Source organism: Bacillus cereus, from assembly GCF_002567495.1.
Classification (GTDB): Bacteria; Bacillota; Bacilli; order Bacillales; family Bacillaceae_G; genus Bacillus_A; species Bacillus_A cereus_AQ.
Map to the genome: position 1 here is coordinate 1 of NZ_NVAP01000043.1, position 18704 is coordinate 18704.

Below are 18704 nucleotides of genomic sequence, written 5' to 3' on the forward strand. Positions count from 1 at the left end.
CTCATGCGCCTAATGGCCACAAAAAACATCTACTTCGTCCCATTCGGGCAAGATGCACCAGAGAAAAAACCGAACTCAATGGTAGCTCGTATGGAGTTACTGGAAGATACAGTATTAGAAGCGCTGCAAGGAAAGCAATTGCAACCGGTGGTCGTAGAAAAATTCAGATATATGAATTAAAAAACGAAAAAAAACGGACAATTTTTGATGAAACCATCATTCTTACTGTAGAATATGATAAAATTAACGTTATTAAGATTAGAAGGGGTATTGTATACTCCTTCTGATTCTAAGTTATAGAAGGATTGGTATCTAGAAAGGGGCATAGTGATGGAAAAGCAAAAAACTTTTCATGTCGCTGTAGTTGGAGCAACCGGCGCAGTTGGTGAACAAATGTTAAACACTTTAGAGAAACGAAAATTTCCAATCGGGAAATTAACGTTACTTTCATCTAAACGATCTGCAGGTAAGAAACTTGTATATAAAGGCGAAGAATTTACAGTTCAAGAGGCAACTCCTGAAAGCTTTGAAGGAGTAGATATCGCACTATTTAGTGCTGGTGGATCTGTATCGAAACAATTAGCGCCAGAAGCAGCAAAACGCGGTGCGATTGTTGTTGATAATACAAGTGCATTCCGTATGACAGAAAACGTGCCACTTGTTGTACCTGAAGTAAATGAAAACGACTTAAAAGAACATAATGGTATTATTGCAAATCCAAACTGTTCTACAATTCAAATGGTAGTAGCTCTTGAGCCAGTTCGTCAGCAATATGGTTTAAAACGAGTAATCGTTTCCACATATCAAGCTGTATCAGGTGCTGGTGCGGCAGCTATTGAAGAACTTCATGAACAATCACAAGCAATCTTAAATGGCGAAGAAGTTAAGGCAAATGTTCTTCCTGTATCAGGCGATAAGAAGCATTTCCAAATTGCTTTTAATGCGATTCCACAGATTGATAAGTTCCAAGATAATGGATTTACGTTTGAAGAAATGAAAATGATTAATGAAACGAAAAAAATTATGCATATGCCTGAATTAGAAGTAGCGGCAACATGTGTACGTTTACCAGTTGTATCAGGACACTCTGAGTCTGTTTACATCGAAGTAGAAAAAGAAGGTGTAACAGTAGAAGAATTCAAGAGCTTACTTGCAAATGCGGAAGGTATTGTTCTGCAAGATAATCCAGAAGAGCAGTTATATCCAATGCCAGCTACTGCAGTAGGTAAAAACGAAGTATTCGTTGGAAGAATCCGTAAAGATTTAAATAACGATAAAGGATTCCATCTTTGGGTCGTATCTGATAACTTATTAAAAGGCGCTGCATGGAATTCTGTTCAAATTGCAGAGCGCTTAGTAAAATTACAATTAGTGTAAACGGCTAAGAGAAGGTGCAAAATATGAAAATAATTGTTCAAAAATTTGGTGGCACATCAGTACGTGATGAAAATGGACGTAAGCATGCGCTTCATCATATAAAAAAATCATTAGCTGCTGGTTATAAAGTAGTTACTGTCGTATCTGCTATGGGACGTAAAGGTGAACCATATGCAACGGATACGTTATTAAGTCTTGTCAATCAAGAGGAATCTACTATTTCTAAACGTGAGCAAGATTTATTATTATCGTGCGGAGAGTTAATCTCTGCAATTGTTTTCTCTAATATGTTGAATGAAAACGGCATAAAGGCAGCAGCATTAAATGGTGCACAAGCTGGTTTTGTAACAAATGATGATTTTACGAATGCAAAGATTATTGAAATGAATTGCGATCGTATACATGAAGAGTTAGAAAATCTAGATGTAATCGTCGTTACAGGATTCCAAGGGCAAACGAAAAAAGGTGATACGACAACACTTGGACGCGGAGGTAGCGATACTTCAGCTTCAGCTTTAGGTGTTGCGCTTCATGCTGAATTTATTGATATCTTCACAGATGTAGAAGGTGTTATGACTGCGGATCCTCGTATCGTAAAAGATGCACGTCATCTTCAAACTGTAACGTATAACGAAATTTGTAACATGGCTTATCAAGGTGCAAAAGTCGTTCATCCACGTGCAGTTGAAATTGCGATGCATGCAAAAGTGCCACTTCGTGTTCGTTCTACGTATTCTGATAGTGAAGGTACGCTTATTGCAGCATACGATGGTGCTACAAAAGGGCAGGATGTAGAAGAGCGTCCTGTTACAGGTATTGCCCACGTATCAAACGTAACGCAAATTAAAGTACTTGCAAAAGAAACAGCATACGATATACAGCAACATGTATTTAAAGAAATGGCAAATGAAGGAATTAGTGTTGATTTAATTAACATTTCTCCTACTGGTGTAGCATACACAGTAAACGATAATGTATCAGCTCTTGCTGTCGAAGTGCTAAAACAACTTGGATATGAGCCAATTGTGACAGAACATTGTGCGAAAGTATCTATCGTTGGAGCTGGAATGGCAGGCATCCCAGGGGTTACTGCGAAAATCGTTACAGCTTTAGCGGAAAAAGGTATTCAAATTCTGCAATCGGCAGATAGTCATACAACAATTTGGGTTCTTGTAAAAGAAACTGATTTAGTGGAGGCTGTAAATGCATTACATAGTGCGTTTGAGCTTTCAAAAGAAAAGCAACTGGAACAATAAGGAGTGAGACCATGATAGATTTTGGGACAATTGCAACCGCGATGGTAACACCGTTTGATATAAACGGGAATATCGATTTTGCAAAGACAACGAAATTGGTAAATTATTTAATTGATAACGGTACAACAGCAATCGTGGTAGGAGGAACGACAGGTGAATCTCCTACATTAACTTCAGAAGAAAAAGTAGCGTTATATCGCCATGTCGTATCTGTTGTCGATAAAAGGGTGCCCGTAATCGCTGGAACAGGTAGCAATAATACGCATGCTTCTATTGACTTAACTAAAAAGGCAACAGAAGTTGGTGTGGATGCAGTAATGTTAGTAGCACCGTATTATAACAAGCCGAGTCAAGAAGGAATGTATCAGCATTTTAAGGCAATTGCTGAAAGTACGCCGCTTCCGGTTATGCTATATAACGTTCCAGGGCGATCTATTGTACAAATCTCCGTTGATACAGTTGTTCGTTTATCAGAAATAGAAAACATTGTTGCTATTAAAGATGCAGGCGGCGATGTGTTAACAATGACAGAAATCATTGAAAAAACAGCGGACGACTTTGCGGTATACAGCGGTGATGACGGTTTAACGTTACCGGCTATGGCAATTGGAGCGAAAGGTATCGTTTCAGTAGCATCTCATGTGATCGGAAACGAAATGCAAGAAATGATTACAGCATTCCAAGCAGGAGAGTTTAAGAAGGCACAAAAATTACATCAATTACTTGTAAGAGTAACTGATTCATTATTTATGGCGCCAAGTCCAACTCCAGTAAAAACAGCGTTACAAATGGTTGGATTAGATGTAGGTTCTGTACGTTTACCACTTCTTCCATTAACAGAAGAAGAAAGAGTAACGTTACAATCTGTCATGCAATCTATTCCTCGTTAATAAAAATGACCTAGTGTGAAACTAGGTCATTTTTTTATTGATATGAAAATGTTTGAATCTGTTTTAAAGTGAAACTTTTGTAAAATGATTTCAGGCGCGCCTTTCACATCTGTATATGACCCTATAATATCGAAAACATTTTTATGTTTAAAATAAGTATTACGCTACGTGTTCTCTACTTGTTAAAGTATGATATAGACTTTTCCATTAATTAGGTTCTAACCTCTTGGTTTTAATAGTGATTGTCAACTTAAACTCCCGCTAGAAATTTCTAGCGGGAGTTTGTAATTCATAGCTTTTTGTCATGTAATGCAGTGTTTATAAGAAAAGGATCTTACATCTTTAATTTTGTTGAAAAGTAGTTGCTAGTACAGAATATACTTTCGGTTATGTTTTTAGAGGAATTGTCTCAAATATGACGTAATCTATAAAAAACCTTCATTTTATAAGTGTTTTTGTACAATTCAAGAAAAAAATCTGGGGAATTCATCATATGAAAGTAATTTAGCGTATTTAGAGGAGCTTTTTCAAAATAACATGGACTATAAAAGTAACGGAAATAAGTCAGATATTTTTGGTGCTGTTCCTTTCTTTTACTTTTTCTTTCGCACGATTTAACTTGTGTTCTATTTCTTGTATCAGGTATAATATGGCTAAGTAGCTTAGTACGGGTATGCTTAGCAAAATTGGAAGAAATTATAATTTAAATAAATTTTCATATCATATCGAATAAGATATTTGATTTATATAATGAAAGAGAGGTGAAACCTGGTTTAAAAAATATACAAGGACATGATATCGCATAACGGTAAGGACATTCGTCTTGGACGGTGAATATATGGTGGTTGTAGAGTTTCCCCTGGTGTCTCTGCAATTTTAGTGAAATCAGTGTTTGCAAGATTTTTAAACCAGGCAACAACATGAAGAGAAAAGAGAATGAGTCTGTTAAAGTATTTGCTCTTGGTGGAGTAGGTGAAATCGGGAAAAACATGTACTGTGTTGAAATTGATTCTGAAATCTTTATTGTAGATGCAGGATTAATGTTCCCAGGAGATGAAATGTTTGGGATTGATATCGTTATTCCTGATATTACATACTTAGTGGAAAATCAAGAGCGAGTAAAAGGTTTATTTATTACTCACGGTCATGAAGATCATATCGGTGGAATTGTTTATGTACTTCGTAAATTATCTATTCCAGTGTATGCAACGAAATTAACGGTAGGACTTATACAAGAAAAACTTGGCGAAGCGGGCATGTTAGGCCGTGTAGACTTAAAAACAATTGATTCAAATTCAACAGTAGATTTTAATACTACAACAGTTTCATTCTTTGGAACGACACATAGTATTCCGGATTCTGTTGGTGTTTGCTTCCATACATCAAAAGGTGCTGTAGTGTATACAGGAGACTTTAAATTTGATCAAACTCCAATTGGAAATAATGGAGCGGATCTTGGGAAAATGGCGCAAATAGGAAATGAAGGCGTACTTTGCTTATTATCGGATAGTACAAACGCTGAGCGTCCAGGCTATACAGGTTCGGAAAAAGAAGTTGGTGTAGAAATTTCTAAAGTGTTCTACGGTGCAGAAGGTCGTATTATCGTTGCTTCATTTGCATCGAATGTACATCGTATTCAACAAGTATTTGACGCGGCTGCCGAAACAGGAAGAAAAGTAGCAGTGGTAGGACGTAGTATGGTGAAAGTGGTAGACATTGCAAGACGTCTTGGCTATTTAGATGTTCCAGAAGGTATGGTTATTTCATTACAAGAAGTAGACAATTTCCCAGAGAAAAAGGTAGCTATTTTAACGACAGGTAGTCAAGGTGAACCGATGGCAGCCCTTTCTAGAATGGCGAAGCAGGCTCATAAACAAATTTCAATTCGTAAAGGTGATACTGTTATTATTGCAGCTTCTCCAATTCCGGGGAATGAAATATCTGTATCGAAAATTATTGATTTGTTATTTAGAGCTGGAGCAGAAGTTATTTATTACGGTGAAAGAAAAGTTCACGTTTCAGGTCATGGTAGCCAAGAAGAATTAAAATTAATGCTGAATTTAATGAAACCGAAGTACTTTGTACCCGTACATGGTGAGTTCCGTATGCAAAAAGCACATGCATATTTAGCTGAAGATGTAGGTATTACAAGAGAAAATATCTTTATCGTAGAAAAAGGCGATGTAATTGGTTTTGGTGACGATGAAGCGAACTTAGTCGGTAAAGTGCAAGCTGGTAATGTGTTAATTGATGGATTAGGTGTAGGTGACGTTGGTAATATCGTTCTTCGAGATAGAAAGATGTTATCTCAAGATGGAATATTAGTAGTTGTTGTAACACTTGGTAAAGATGAAAAGAAAATTATCTCTGGTCCAGAAATCATTTCACGTGGTTTTGTATATGTTCGTGAATCAGAAGCGTTAATTGAACGATCTACAGAGATTGTACGTATGATTGTTGAGCAATCAATTAAAGAATATTCAATTGAATGGTCTATGTTAAAACAAAATATTCGTGAATTATTAGGGCAGTTCTTGTACGAAGAGACAAAGAGAAAACCTATGATTTTACCGATTATTATGGAAGTGTAAAAAAGGTCACCCTTACGGGTGATCTTTTTTCTTTTTTAACCCTATCGAATGAAATTTATAACTTAAGAAATAATAGTTATATACGAGTGAAAGGGGATGCGAAATGACAGAACGTGAACGATATACAAATGAGGAAAAAGAAGCTGAGCCAAAAGAAACTGGAAAAGAGGCTTCAATAGTAGAAAAAATTCAACAGCTTGGACAGACAAATGTACCACAAATGAATGAATCACGTATTCATTGTTTAACGATTATTGGACAAGTGGAAGGTCATGTTCAATTACCACCGCAAAATAAAACAACAAAATACGAGCATATCATTCCGCAAATTGTTGCGATTGAACAAAATCCGAAGATTGAAGGTTTGCTTTTAATATTAAACACAGTTGGAGGTGACGTTGAAGCTGGGCTAGCAATTTCTGAAATGGTAGCTTCACTTTCAAAACCAACAGTATCTCTAGTTTTAGGAGGGGGACATTCCATCGGTGTACCGATTGCCGTTTCTACTGACTATTCGTTTATTGCGGAAACTGCCACGATGACAATTCATCCAATTCGTTTAACAGGTCTTGTCATAGGTGTGCCACAAACATTTGAGTATTTGGATAAAATGCAAGAAAGAGTCATTCGTTTTGTGACGAAGCACTCGAAAGTAACAGAAGATCGTTTTAAAGAGCTTATGTTTGCGAAAGGGAATTTAACGCGAGATATTGGGACGAATGTAATTGGTGGGGATGCAGTAAAGTACGGTCTTATTGATGATGTCGGTGGTATTGGAAATGCGATTCGAAAATTAAACGAATTAATAGATGTTCGCGCGGAAGATAGTGCAGAAGGGACAATGCTACAATGATTTTATATACAATTATGCCAGAGCAACTTGTGTATCCGGCCGATTATTCACAATGTGAAAGTCAAAAAGTTGTAAATATAAATGGTGTAGAATTAATGGTTTCTGAAGAGGAACATGGGTATTATTCTATTGTACGTGTGCTCAGTACGAACCCACTTCACTACTTAGAATTTGAGCCCGGTCAGAAAATAACCTTTTAGCAAAAAGAAGGATTTTGTTTAGGAGCTATGGTATAATATAAAAAACAAGACGGTTGAGCAGCCATGAGTAGGCTGCTTTCTTCTGTTTATTTAGCATTTTACAAGAAGTGTAAAAATAGAAGATATAAAGACCTGAAAAATAGAGAAAACAGACATATAAGTAGAGCATTTTTAAGGGAGTTTTACTTATATGTAGAACACGAGGTGAAGAAATGGCAAAACAAAAGCAAAGAGGGACGAAGGCAAAGGCAAGACGTACGATAAAGCCAACTTTGTATTATGAAATCGTCGGTTTAACTCTTTTTGCACTTTCAATCATTACGATTTTACAGCTAGGCGTTGTAGGGAAATCGTTTGTGTTATTTTTTCGCTTCTTCTTTGGTGAGTGGTACATAATTGGTGTGTTAGGTGTAATAGCTTTATCGATTTCCTTTGTTATAAAACGCGGATGGCCGAACCTTTTAAATAAACGGTTAATTGGATTTTATTTAATTGTATTGGCGATATTAATGTTTAGTCATATTACATTATTTAACCTTCTTACAAAAGATGGAGCAGTGCAAAATACTTCTGTTATTGTGAGTACGAAAGATAACTTCTTTCTTGAAATGAAAAAGGGGCCAGATAGCGTTCATTTAGGCGGTGGTATGTTTGGTGCGCTTATGTTTGCGACATGTTATTTCTTATTTGACGAAGTAGGAGCCTATATCATTGGAATTATTTTAGTTATTCTTGGGATACTCTGTATAACAAATAAACATATTGGAGAAGTGTTAGCTCCAGTTGGTAGAATTCTTAGAAGTCAATTTGAAGTGATGCAAGGGGATTATAAAGATTGGAGATCCAAAAGAACGGCTGAACAAACAGAAAAGAAAAAAACAACAAGAAGTACAAGAAGCAAACGTGCTACAGAACAAGAAGAAGTTATTGAGCCGATGGAAGAAATCCAAATTGATCCGCCAATTATTTCAAATTTCACTGAGAATTATCCTGTAAATGAAGAAGAAGATAAACGAATCGAAGTAGAGCAAGAAGATTTGATAACTTCGCCGTCTATTGAAGAGACTCCACCAATTGAAGAACCAAAGAAAAAGCGTGGGGAAAAAATCGTTGAATCGTTAGAGAGTGAAGCACAAGCACCTCCTATGCAATTTTCAAATGTAGAAAATAAAGATTACAAGCTTCCTTCACTTGATATATTAAAATTTCCAAAGAATAAGCAAGTTACAAATGAAAATGCGGAAATTTATGAGAATGCTCGTAAATTAGAACGTACATTCCAAAGTTTCGGTGTGAAAGCGAAAGTGACAAAAGTACATAGAGGTCCTGCAGTTACAAAATATGAAGTGTATCCTGATATGGGGGTAAAGGTAAGCAAAATTGTCAGTTTAAGTGATGATTTAGCGCTTGCTTTAGCTGCAAAGGACATTCGTATTGAAGCGCCAATTCCCGGGAAATCAGCTGTAGGGATCGAAGTTCCGAACTCAGAAGTTTCGATGGTAACGTTGAGGGAAGTTCTTGATTCTAAGGCTAATAATCATCCGGAAGAGAAGTTGTTAATTGGTCTTGGACGGGATATTACAGGTGAAGCTGTATTAGCTCGTTTAAATAAAATGCCCCATTTACTCGTAGCTGGTGCGACAGGTAGCGGGAAAAGTGTATGTATTAATGGTATTATTGTTAGTATTTTAATGCGTGCAAAACCACATGAAGTAAAATTAATGATGATTGACCCGAAAATGGTAGAGTTAAATGTATATAACGGTGTGCCTCATTTGTTAACACCAGTTGTAACTGATCCGAAAAAAGCATCGCAAGCATTGAAAAAAGTTGTGAGTGAGATGGAACGTCGTTATGAATTATTTGCTCATAGTGGTACGCGTAACATTGAAGGCTATAATGACTATATTAAAGAACATAATAGTCAATCAGAAGCGAAGCAACCCGAATTGCCGTATATTGTAGTCATTGTGGACGAGTTAGCTGATTTAATGATGGTTGCTTCGTCTGATGTAGAGGATGCAATTATGCGTCTCGCGCAAATGGCTCGTGCTGCTGGTATACATTTAATTATTGCGACGCAGCGTCCATCGGTTGATGTTATTACAGGTGTTATTAAAGCGAATATTCCATCACGTATTGCATTCGCTGTATCTTCTCAAACTGATTCACGTACAATTCTTGACGGTGGTGGTGCGGAGAAGTTGTTAGGTCGTGGAGATATGCTGTTTATACCAATTGGTGCATCGAAACCTGTACGTGTACAAGGTGCATTTTTATCAGATGATGAAGTTGAGAGAGTTGTAGAATATGTTATTGGACAGCAAAAAGCGCAATATCAAGAAGATATGATTCCGCAAGATGTTCCTGATACAAAGCAGGAAGTAGAAGATGAATTATACGATGAAGCGGTTCAACTTGTAGTGGAAATGCAAACAGCATCTGTTTCTATGTTACAACGTAGGTTTAGAGTAGGTTATACGCGAGCTGCTCGTCTAATTGATGCAATGGAAATGAATGGTGTAGTAGGTCCATATGAAGGTAGTAAACCGAGAGAAGTGCTCATTAATGATGTACAAGAAAAAAGTTCTTAAAAAAAGCCTAATTGTTTTTACAATTAGGCTTTTTTATATAGTGTTTTTGTTATATACTATACTCAGCAATAAAGAAAGGGCTTACATTTAGAGGTGTTCTTTAGAATACGAATACTTTGATTGTGTTTTTTGTAAATGTTCGATATTTAATGTAGAAAAATGTTAGATTTTGTTGACACGTATGAGAGCAAATGGTAAGATTACTTCGAAAAGAATCACTGCCTCATATAATCTTGGAGATAAGGTCCATAAGTTTCTACCTGGCAACCATGAATTGCTAGACTATGAGGGGAAAAGTGTGTAACAAAGGATGTAAAGGATCTTTGTGCCGAACTTTTTCTCGAAATGAGGAATGTTTATGGTGCAAAGTTTTTTTTATGCAGTAAAGAGTGAAAATTTCATCTTAAAAAATTATTATTATTTATTCGACAATTGCGCTTATTTTTAGTAGTTAGTCATTTGTACTATGTTGTAAGTTGAAAAAAGAGAAAAGAAGTCTTACATCAGAGGTCGAATAATTGAAATGCGGGGGAGTCTTATGTCAGTAAAATCCGATAGTCGTCACCTATATTTACGGGTGATTGATCACATCAAAGAAAAAATTAAAGATGGAGCTTATAAAGAACGACAAAAGTTACCATCAGAGTTTGATTTAGCGAAAGAACTTGGCGTAAGTAGAGCGACTTTAAGGGAAGCGTTGCGTATTTTAGAAGAAGAAAATGTTGTCATTCGTAGACATGGCGTAGGGACATTTGTAAATGCAAAGCCATTATTTTCTTCTGGAATAGAACAACTTTCTAGTATTACAGATATGATTTCTAGTGTGGGGAAAACACCAGGAACAATCTTTTTATCATCATCTACTACAACTTTAACAGAAGAGGAAAAAGAGAAGTTTAATAGTGAAGATGGTTTTAATGCAGTGATGATTGAACGCGTGCGTACAGCAGATGGGGAACCTGTTGTGTATTGTATCGATAAACTTGCAAAAGAGATATTGCCAGATTTATCGGGTTATAATGAGGAATCATTATTAACGGTGATACATAATAACACGCATAAGCGCATAACATATGCGGTTGCTCACATTGAGCCAATTGGCTATCATCCGAAAATCTCACCGATTTTAGAATGTGAGCCTGAAACAGCACTGCTTGTATTAAAACAAATGCACTATGATCAAAATGATGAGCCAATCTTATATTCTATCAATTACTTTAGAGCTGATAAATTTAGCTTCCACGTATTAAGAAAGCGTATGTAGGTAAATTCCTTTTTAGGGAGGTGACAGCAAGAAGTAAGGGACAGCAGCGTAAGAATAAATAAATATATATCATTTTTGGAGGGGTTTCTAGTATGAAGAAAAAAGCAGGCCTTTTATTATCATTAACATTAGCAGCAAGTACAGTTTTAGGTGCATGTGGTAACTCGGATAAGGCGAGCAGTGACAAGAAAGACACGAAAGACAATAAAGACTTCAAGGTTGGTCTCGTAACAGATGTTGGGGGCGTTGATGATAAATCATTTAACCAATCTTCTTGGGAAGGGTTACAAAAGTTTGGTAAAGATAATGGTTTAAAAGAAAAGACAAATTATCGTTACCTTCAGTCTGAAAAAGAAGCTGATTATATTCCGAATTTAAAAAAATTCTCAAAAGATAAATATGATTTAACTTTCGGAATTGGTTATAAATTAGAAGGTGCAATTAAAGAAGTTGCAAAAGAATCTTCAAAACAACAATTTGCAATAGTAGATACTGTTGTAGATGCACCGAACGTAACGAGCATTACATTTAAAGATCATGAAGGATCATTCCTTGTAGGTGCGGTAGCGGCTATGTCAACAAAATCGAATAAAGTAGGATTTGTTGGTGGAATGAAGAGTGATTTAATTAGTAAATTTGAAAATGGATTTAAAGCTGGTGCAAAGGCAGTAAATCCAAACATTGAAATCGTATCTGAATATGCAGAAGCATTCGATAAGCCTGAAAAAGGTACAGTTCTTGCTTCAGCAATGTACGGTCAAGGCGTAGATGTAATTTATCATGCTGCTGGTGGTACAGGTAACGGTGTGTTCACTGAAGCGAAAAACCGTAAGAAAAAAGGTGAAAATGTTTGGGTAATCGGTGTTGACCGTGACCAACATCAAGAAGGTATGCCTGAAAATGTAACATTAACTTCAATGATAAAACGCGTTGATGTAGCTGTAGAAAAAGTAGCTAAAGAAGCAAAAGATGGAAAGTTAAAAGGTGGAAAAATTGAAGCGTTTGGTTTAAAAGATGACGGTATTGGTATTTCAAAAACAACTGATAACGTGAAAAAAGTTAACCCTGAAATTTTAACAAAAGTAGAAGAATTTGAAAAGAAAATTACAGACGGTGAAATTAAAGTACCGGCTACAGATAAAGAGTATAAAGAATATGAAGCTTCTCTAAAAAAATAAATAGAGAAATAGCAAAGGTTAGTTCATAGAACTAACCTTTGTATGTATAAAACTTCCGAATTGCTTAATAAGTTAATAGTGTAATAGGGGAATGTTCCCTGTTAAAAGGAGGAACACAATGGAATACGTAATTGAAATGAATAATATTACGAAAGTATTCCCAGGCATTGTAGCGAATGATGATATTACGCTGCAAGTAAAGCAGGGTGAGATACATGCTTTACTTGGAGAAAATGGTGCAGGGAAATCCACATTGATGAATGTACTATTTGGTTTGTACCAACCAGAACAAGGTGAAATTAAAATTAAAGGAAAGTCTGTAAACATTACCAATCCGAATGTGGCAAATGACCTTGGTATTGGAATGGTTCATCAGCACTTTATGCTTGTTCATAATTTTACAGTTACAGAGAATATTATTCTCGGAAATGAACCGAGGAAAAAAGGGAAAATTGCTGTTGAGGAAGCTGCTAAAGAAATTCAAAAACTGTCTGAACAATACGGCTTAGCTGTAGATCCATATGCGAAAATACAGGATATTTCAGTTGGTATGCAACAGCGTGTTGAGATTTTGAAAACTCTTTATCGCGGTGCAGAAATTTTAATATTTGATGAACCGACAGCTGTGTTAACACCACAAGAAATTCATGAGCTAATTCAAATTATGAAAAAGCTTGTGCAAGAAGGAAAATCTATTGTTCTTATTACACATAAGTTGAAAGAAATTATGGAAGTTTGCGATCGTTGTACGATTATTCGTAAAGGAAAAGGGATTGGAACGGTTGACGTTGCAAATACGGATGAAAATAAACTTGCAGAATTAATGGTCGGACGTCAAGTGAATTTTAAAACAGAAAAAATAGACGCGAAGCCAAAAGAAGAGGTACTTTCAATTGCAAACCTTGTTGTTCACGATGCACGTCAACTACCTGCTGTAAAAGGCCTTGACTTAACTGTTCGTGCGGGGGAAATTGTTGGGATTGCAGGAATTGATGGAAACGGACAAAGTGAATTAATAGAAGCAATTACTGGTTTACGAAAAGTTGAGTCAGGTTCTATTGCAATTAGAGGAAAAGAAATAACAAATTGGCCTGTTAGAAGAATAACAGAAGAGGGAATTGGTCATATTCCAGAAGATCGTCATAAACACGGACTCGTTCTTGATTTTTCTGTTAGAGATAATATAGTTCTGCAAACGTACTATAAAAATCCGTTTTCAAAGAAAGGGATTTTAAATTTCAGCAAAATTACAGAAAAAGCAAAGGCTCTTATTGAACAGTTTGATGTACGTACACCTAGTGAGCAAACGTTAGCACGCGCTCTATCTGGAGGGAATCAACAAAAAGCAATTATTGCACGTGAAGTAGACCGTGATCCAGATTTATTAATCGCGGCACAGCCAACACGTGGTTTAGATGTAGGAGCAATTGAATTTATTCATAAGAGATTAATAGAGCAAAGAGATAAAGGAAAAGGTGTATTACTTTTATCACTAGAGTTAGATGAAATCTTAAATGTTAGCGATCGAATTGCTGTTATTTATGAAGGGAAAATTGTAGCAATAGTTGATGCGAAAGAAACGAATGAACAACAGCTTGGGTTGTTAATGGCTGGAGGAACAAAGAAGGAGCAGGTGGGTACCAATGGCTAAAAAACTTTTAACAGAGCGAACGATAAATATTTTAGTCCCAGTACTATCCGTTATTTTTGGCTTACTTGTAGGAGCAATTGTAATGCTAGTTAGTGGCTATGACCCAATTGTTGGTTATAGTGCACTTTGGACAGGTATGTTCGGTAGCGCAAGTGCGATTGGTGAAACGCTTCGTACAATGATCCCGCTTATTCTTGCTGGTTTATCGGTGGCGTTTGCATTTCGTACAGGTTTATTTAATATCGGGGTAGAGGGTCAATTGTTAGTTGGTTGGCTTGCGGCGGTTTGGTTCGGTTATGCAGTCTCACTACCAGCTTTCCTTCATATTCCATTATCTATTTTATTCGCAGCATTGGTGGGCGGAATTTGGGGCTTCATTCCGGGATATTTAAAAGGGAAGTTTCAAGTGAATGAAGTTATTGTAACCATTATGATGAACTATATCGCGTTGTATGTAACATATGACATTATTAAGCGTTTCTTACATGCGGGTAATGACAAAACGTATGATATTAAAGAGAGTGCGTCACTATCTTCAGACTGGCTTGCTTCTATTACTGATGGTTCACGTCTACACTGGGGAATTATTGTAGCAATTTTAATCGCTATTTTAATGTGGTTCTTATTAGATCGAACAACTTTAGGTTACGAATTAAAGTCGGTAGGATTTAATCAGCATGCTTCTCAATATGCAGGTATGAAAGTTTCTCGTAATGTAGTATTCTCCATGACAATTGCTGGTGCATTTGCGGGGATTGGTGGAGCGATGGAAGGATTAGGAACATTCCAGAGTATGACAGCGATGTCTTCGTTTACAGGAGTAGGATTTGACGGGATTGCTGTAGCGTTACTTGGAGGGAATAATCCGTTTGGTATAATCCTTTCAGCTTTATTATTTGGTGGTTTGAAAAGTGCTTCCCCTCAAATGAACTTTGAGGCAGATGTACCATCAGAGCTTATTAATGTAATTATTGCATGTATCATCTTCTTTGTTGCATGTAGTTATGTGTTAAGATGGGCGCTTACACGCATGAGCAAGGAGGGGAAATAAATGAGCTTTTTAGATATATTAGCCATTCTTGTGACGGGTACGTTATATACATCAGCACCTATAATTTTCACAGCATTAGGTGGTGTATTTAGTGAAAGATCGGGTGTTGTAAATATCGGATTAGAAGGACTAATGCTATTTGGTGCATTTATTGGAGTAGTTACAAACTTATTAATGGGTGATACTTGGGGAACGATGACTCCATGGATTGCGTTATTATTTGCGGCAATTGGTAGTGGATTATTTGCATTACTTCATGCGGTAGCCTCTATTACATTCCGAGCGGATCAAGTTGTAAGTGGTGTAGCAATTAACTTCTTATCTCTTGGTTTAACAGTATTTGCAATTAAGAAGATTTTTGATAAAGGGCAGACTGACTTTATTCAGTATCGTATTGAAAAGATTGATATTCCAGGCCTTTCGGATATTCCGGTTTTAGGGAAAATATTTTTCTCGAACGTACCAATAACTTCGTATATTGCCATTATTTTAGCATTCGTTGTTTGGTATGTTATTTATAAAACACCGTTTGGTCTTCGTCTACGTGCTGTTGGTGAACACCCAATGGCAGCGGATACGATGGGGATTAACGTATATAAAATGCGCTATATTGGAGTCTGTATATCAGGAGTGTTTGCTGGAATTGGTGGAGCGATTTTTGCAATGTCAATTTCTAATAACTTCTCAGGGGCAACTATTACAGGACAAGGTTTCTTAGCTTTAGCGGCTATGATTTTTGGAAAGTGGAATCCACTAGGCGCACTAGGTGCAGCTCTATTCTTTGGTTTTGCGCAATCTCTTAGTGTAACAGGTGGAACAATTCCTGTATTAGATCAAATTCCAAGTGTTTTATTAACGATATTACCATATGTATTCACAATATTAGCACTTGTTGGTTTTGTAGGCCGTTCTGAAGCTCCGAAAGCATTAGGAACTCCTTATGAAAAAGGAAAACGATAAGTATTTTATAAGTATAAAAAAGCTCGCACATTAGTGTGGGCTTTTTTACATAGAATATATTTAATACGGAATTTTACTATGTTCCTTACATATTAAAGTTTTTAGAAAGAATCATATGTAAGCATAATAAGGAAGAAAAGTTGATTTTTCATTTCTAAAAACTGTATATTGAAGAGGAATATTCCTATATACGTAAAGGAGGGCTATAAATGAAACTAATGGAACAACAACTACATGAGTTAGGTGGTTTACGCGTACATATTATTCCGACTGATAAATATAAAACGAATACGTTTGTATTTCGTTTTAAAGCGCCTTTAAATGAAGAGACGGTGACAGAGCGTGCCCTATTGCCATATGTATTGCAAAGTGCGACAGAAAAATTACCTTCTGTAATTCGTCTTCGTCAATATTTAGAAGAATTATACGGGTCTTCTTTAGCGGTAGATGTAAGTAAAAAAGGAGAAGACCATATCATCTCCATTTATGTAGACATTGCAAATGAAGTATATTTACATGATGCACCACCGTTATTTGAAAAAGCGCTTTCTATGTTGTCGGATATTGTGTTACATCCAGCAACGGAGGGGAACGGTTTCCTACCTTCTATCGTAGAAAGTGAAAAAAGAGCACTCTTACAGCGAATTGAAGCTACTTATGATGATAAAATGCGTTATGCAAACGAACGTTTAATTGAAGAAATGTGCAAAGTAGAACCGTATCGTTTAAGTGCAAATGGAAAAAAAGAGAGTGTTACTTCTATTACAAATGAAAGTCTGTATCAATATTATCAAAAGGTGTTAGCGGAAGATGAAATGGATCTATATATTATTGGTGATATTTCAGAAAATGCTGTTGATCTTATAAGTAAGTATTTTTCTATTTCAGCGCGTCCAGTGAGAGAAAGAAATGTACTCCTGCATAGACGAAATAATGAAGAAAAAGAAGTTGTTGAAAAACAAGAATTAAAACAAAGTAAATTACACATCGGTTATCGCACGTTTGTCACATATAAAGATGAAGATTATTTTGCACTGCAATTGTTCAATGGGTTATTTGGAGGTTTTTCTCATTCGAAGCTATTCGTAAATGTGCGTGAAAAAAATAGTTTAGCGTACTATGCAGCGTCACGCTTTGAAAGTCATAAAGGCTTATTATTTGTTATGTCAGGAATCGAAGCGAAAAATTATGAAAAAGCAGTTGAGATTATTAAAGAACAAATGCTTGCGATGCAAAATGGAGAGTTTTCTGACGAAGAAATACATCAAACAAAAAGTGTCATTCAAAATCAAATATTAGAGGCAATTGATACACCGCGTGGATTTGTAGAAATGCTATATCATGGTATTATTTCAGATCGTACACGTCCAGTTGAAGAATGGCTTACAGGTATAGAAAATGTGACGAAAGAAGAAATTGTAAAGGTTGCTAAAAATATTGAACTAGATACAATTTACTTTTTACAAGGAACGGAGGGAGAATAAATGGAGAAAATTGTTTATGAGCAATTAAAAGAAACGCTCTATTATGAAAAACTTCCTAATGGATTAGATGTATATGTTTTACCGAAACAAGGGTTTAATAAAACATTTGCGACGTTTACGACGAAATATGGTTCTGTAGATAATACATTTGTACCATTAGGGAAAGAAGAAATGATTCGTGTGCCTGATGGGATTGCGCATTTTCTTGAGCATAAATTATTTGAAAAAGAAGATCACGATGCTTTTCAATTGTTTAGTAAACAAGGAGCATCGGCAAATGCTTTTACATCCTTCACACGAACAGCTTACCTTTTTTCATGTACTTCAAACGTAGAACAAAACTTAAATACATTGCTAAACTTCGTGCAAGAGCCATATTTCTCTGAAAAAACGGTTGAAAAAGAGAAGGGGATTATTGGGCAAGAAATTCAAATGTATCAAGATAACCCAGATTGGCGTCTGTATTTTGGGTTAATTGATAGCTTGTTTGTAAAACACCCAATTAAAATTGATATTGCAGGGACAATCGAATCTATTAGTAAAATTACGAAAGATTTATTATATGAATGTTATGAAACGTTTTATCATCCGAGCAATATGTTATTATTTGTTGTGGGTGCAATTGATCCAGAGAAAACGATGGATTTAGTACGTGAAAATCAAGCGAAAAAAGATTATAAAAACCAGCCAGAAATTGTGCGTTCATTTGAAGAAGAACCAAATGAGGTAAATGAAAAGAAAAAAATTATTTCAATGCCTGTGCAAACACCGAAATGTTTAGTGGGTATTAAAGCGACGAATTTAAAAGAAAAGGGGCAAGCGCTTTTAAAACAAGAAATTGCGCTTACGTTACTCTTAGATTATTTATTTGGAAAAAGTTCTGTTCATTACGAAGCTTTATATAATGAAGGGCTTATTGATGATTCATTCTCGTATGACTATACAGAAGAAAATAACTTCGGCTTTGCAATGGTTGGTGGTGATACGAAACAACCTGATGAATTGGCAGATCGTTTAAAAGATATTTTATTAAAAACAGATTATGATCAATTAGATGCGGCGGCATTAGAACGAGTGAAGAAAAAGAAAATTGGTGGTTTTTTACGCTCGTTGAATTCACCAGAATATATTGCAAATCAATTTACACGATATGCGTTTAATGAATCTAGTCTATTTGAGGCATTGACTGTATTAGAAGGGCTAACCGTTCAAGACTTACAAGAAGTAGCGGAATTATTGTTATCAGAAGAAAAAATGAGCGTTTGTCAGGTTTTACCGAAAAAATAAAATTGTAAAGATACCCTCATCTTATCATTGAAAAATTGTAAGATGAGGGTATTATTTAATTGTGTGAA

The 18704-nt window shown here is 35.9% G+C and carries 14 protein-coding genes, 1 pseudogene and 1 riboswitch; all 15 genes and pseudogenes read left to right on the forward strand.

The window, feature by feature from the left end:
• Positions 1-180: pseudogene (gene spoVFB, locus COK05_RS20360) on the forward strand (dipicolinate synthase subunit B); the annotation flags it as partial.
• Between the two features lie 150 nt (positions 181-330).
• A complete protein-coding gene (gene asd, locus COK05_RS20365) occupies positions 331-1377 on the forward strand; it encodes an aspartate-semialdehyde dehydrogenase (protein ID WP_098614003.1) in 1047 nt (348 codons plus the stop codon).
• Positions 1378-1400: 23 nt separating this feature from the next.
• Complete coding sequence (gene dapG, locus COK05_RS20370; RefSeq protein ID WP_098614004.1) at positions 1401-2633, forward strand: aspartate kinase; 1233 nt, start codon at positions 1401-1403, stop codon at positions 2631-2633.
• An 11-nt stretch (positions 2634-2644) separates the two neighbouring features.
• On the forward strand, positions 2645-3523 hold the full coding sequence (gene dapA, locus COK05_RS20375; protein ID WP_098614005.1) for a 4-hydroxy-tetrahydrodipicolinate synthase: 879 nt from the start codon (positions 2645-2647) through the stop codon (positions 3521-3523).
• A gap of 920 nt (positions 3524-4443) precedes the next feature.
• A complete protein-coding gene (locus COK05_RS20380; RefSeq protein WP_098614006.1) occupies positions 4444-6114 on the forward strand; it encodes a ribonuclease J in 1671 nt (556 codons plus the stop codon).
• A 103-nt stretch (positions 6115-6217) separates the two neighbouring features.
• The gene (gene tepA, locus COK05_RS20385; protein WP_098614007.1) at positions 6218-6967 is read left to right on the forward strand and encodes a translocation-enhancing protein TepA; all 750 of its coding nucleotides are present in this window, start codon (positions 6218-6220) and stop codon (positions 6965-6967) included.
• Positions 6964-7167 carry a YlzJ-like family protein gene (locus tag COK05_RS20390; RefSeq protein ID WP_079245858.1) on the forward strand — a complete coding sequence of 68 codons (204 nt, stop codon included), beginning with the start codon at positions 6964-6966 and terminating at the stop codon, positions 7165-7167. Before tepA ends, COK05_RS20390 begins: the two co-directional genes overlap by 4 nt.
• Positions 7168-7379: 212 nt before the next feature.
• Positions 7380-9761 (forward strand): DNA translocase FtsK, encoded by a 2382-nt coding sequence (locus COK05_RS20395; protein ID WP_098614008.1) that lies wholly within the window; start codon positions 7380-7382, stop codon positions 9759-9761.
• Between the two features lie 203 nt (positions 9762-9964).
• Positions 9965-10066, forward strand: a riboswitch (purine riboswitch).
• A gap of 233 nt (positions 10067-10299) precedes the next feature.
• Positions 10300-11025 carry a GntR family transcriptional regulator gene (locus COK05_RS20405; RefSeq protein WP_000114182.1) on the forward strand — a complete coding sequence of 242 codons (726 nt, stop codon included), beginning with the start codon at positions 10300-10302 and terminating at the stop codon, positions 11023-11025.
• Positions 11026-11117: 92 nt separating this feature from the next.
• Entirely contained in the window at positions 11118-12203 is a 1086-nt protein-coding gene (locus tag COK05_RS20410; protein WP_000725769.1) for a BMP family lipoprotein, read from the forward strand.
• Positions 12204-12321: 118 nt separating this feature from the next.
• On the forward strand, positions 12322-13854 hold the full coding sequence (locus COK05_RS20415) for an ABC transporter ATP-binding protein (RefSeq protein ID WP_098614009.1): 1533 nt from the start codon (positions 12322-12324) through the stop codon (positions 13852-13854).
• The gene (locus tag COK05_RS20420; protein ID WP_001085254.1) at positions 13847-14905 is read left to right on the forward strand and encodes an ABC transporter permease; all 1059 of its coding nucleotides are present in this window, start codon (positions 13847-13849) and stop codon (positions 14903-14905) included. Before COK05_RS20415 ends, COK05_RS20420 begins: the two co-directional genes overlap by 8 nt.
• Entirely contained in the window at positions 14906-15865 is a 960-nt protein-coding gene (locus COK05_RS20425; RefSeq protein WP_000008857.1) for an ABC transporter permease, read from the forward strand.
• A gap of 209 nt (positions 15866-16074) precedes the next feature.
• Positions 16075-17349, forward strand: coding sequence for an EF-P 5-aminopentanol modification-associated protein YfmF (yfmF, locus tag COK05_RS20430; protein WP_098614010.1), 1275 nt, complete (start codon positions 16075-16077; stop codon positions 17347-17349).
• Positions 17350-18636 (forward strand): EF-P 5-aminopentanol modification-associated protein YfmH, encoded by a 1287-nt coding sequence (gene yfmH, locus COK05_RS20435; RefSeq protein ID WP_098614011.1) that lies wholly within the window; start codon positions 17350-17352, stop codon positions 18634-18636. It begins immediately after the preceding gene.
• The last annotated feature ends 68 nt before the right edge of the window (positions 18637-18704 follow it).

Excerpts from the sequence above, each read along its gene's own strand:
- dapA (WP_098614005.1), top strand. The coding sequence starts at position 2,645 with ATGATAGATTTTGGGACAATTGCAACCGCGATGGTAACACCGTTTGAT.
- dapG (WP_098614004.1), top strand. The coding sequence starts at position 1,401 with ATGAAAATAATTGTTCAAAAATTTGGTGGCACATCAGTACGTGATGAA.
- COK05_RS20395 (WP_098614008.1), top strand. The coding sequence starts at position 7,380 with ATGGCAAAACAAAAGCAAAGAGGGACGAAGGCAAAGGCAAGACGTACG.
- yfmH (WP_098614011.1), top strand. The coding sequence starts at position 17,350 with ATGGAGAAAATTGTTTATGAGCAATTAAAAGAAACGCTCTATTATGAA.
- yfmF (WP_098614010.1), top strand. The coding sequence starts at position 16,075 with ATGAAACTAATGGAACAACAACTACATGAGTTAGGTGGTTTACGCGTA.
- COK05_RS20415 (WP_098614009.1), top strand. The coding sequence starts at position 12,322 with ATGGAATACGTAATTGAAATGAATAATATTACGAAAGTATTCCCAGGC.
- tepA (WP_098614007.1), top strand. The coding sequence starts at position 6,218 with ATGACAGAACGTGAACGATATACAAATGAGGAAAAAGAAGCTGAGCCA.
- asd (WP_098614003.1), top strand. The coding sequence starts at position 331 with ATGGAAAAGCAAAAAACTTTTCATGTCGCTGTAGTTGGAGCAACCGGC.
- COK05_RS20420 (WP_001085254.1), top strand. The coding sequence starts at position 13,847 with ATGGCTAAAAAACTTTTAACAGAGCGAACGATAAATATTTTAGTCCCA.
- COK05_RS20380 (WP_098614006.1), top strand. The coding sequence starts at position 4,444 with ATGAAGAGAAAAGAGAATGAGTCTGTTAAAGTATTTGCTCTTGGTGGA.
- COK05_RS20425 (WP_000008857.1), top strand. The coding sequence starts at position 14,906 with ATGAGCTTTTTAGATATATTAGCCATTCTTGTGACGGGTACGTTATAT.
- COK05_RS20405 (WP_000114182.1), top strand. The coding sequence starts at position 10,300 with ATGTCAGTAAAATCCGATAGTCGTCACCTATATTTACGGGTGATTGAT.
- COK05_RS20410 (WP_000725769.1), top strand. The coding sequence starts at position 11,118 with ATGAAGAAAAAAGCAGGCCTTTTATTATCATTAACATTAGCAGCAAGT.
- COK05_RS20390 (WP_079245858.1), top strand. The coding sequence starts at position 6,964 with ATGATTTTATATACAATTATGCCAGAGCAACTTGTGTATCCGGCCGAT.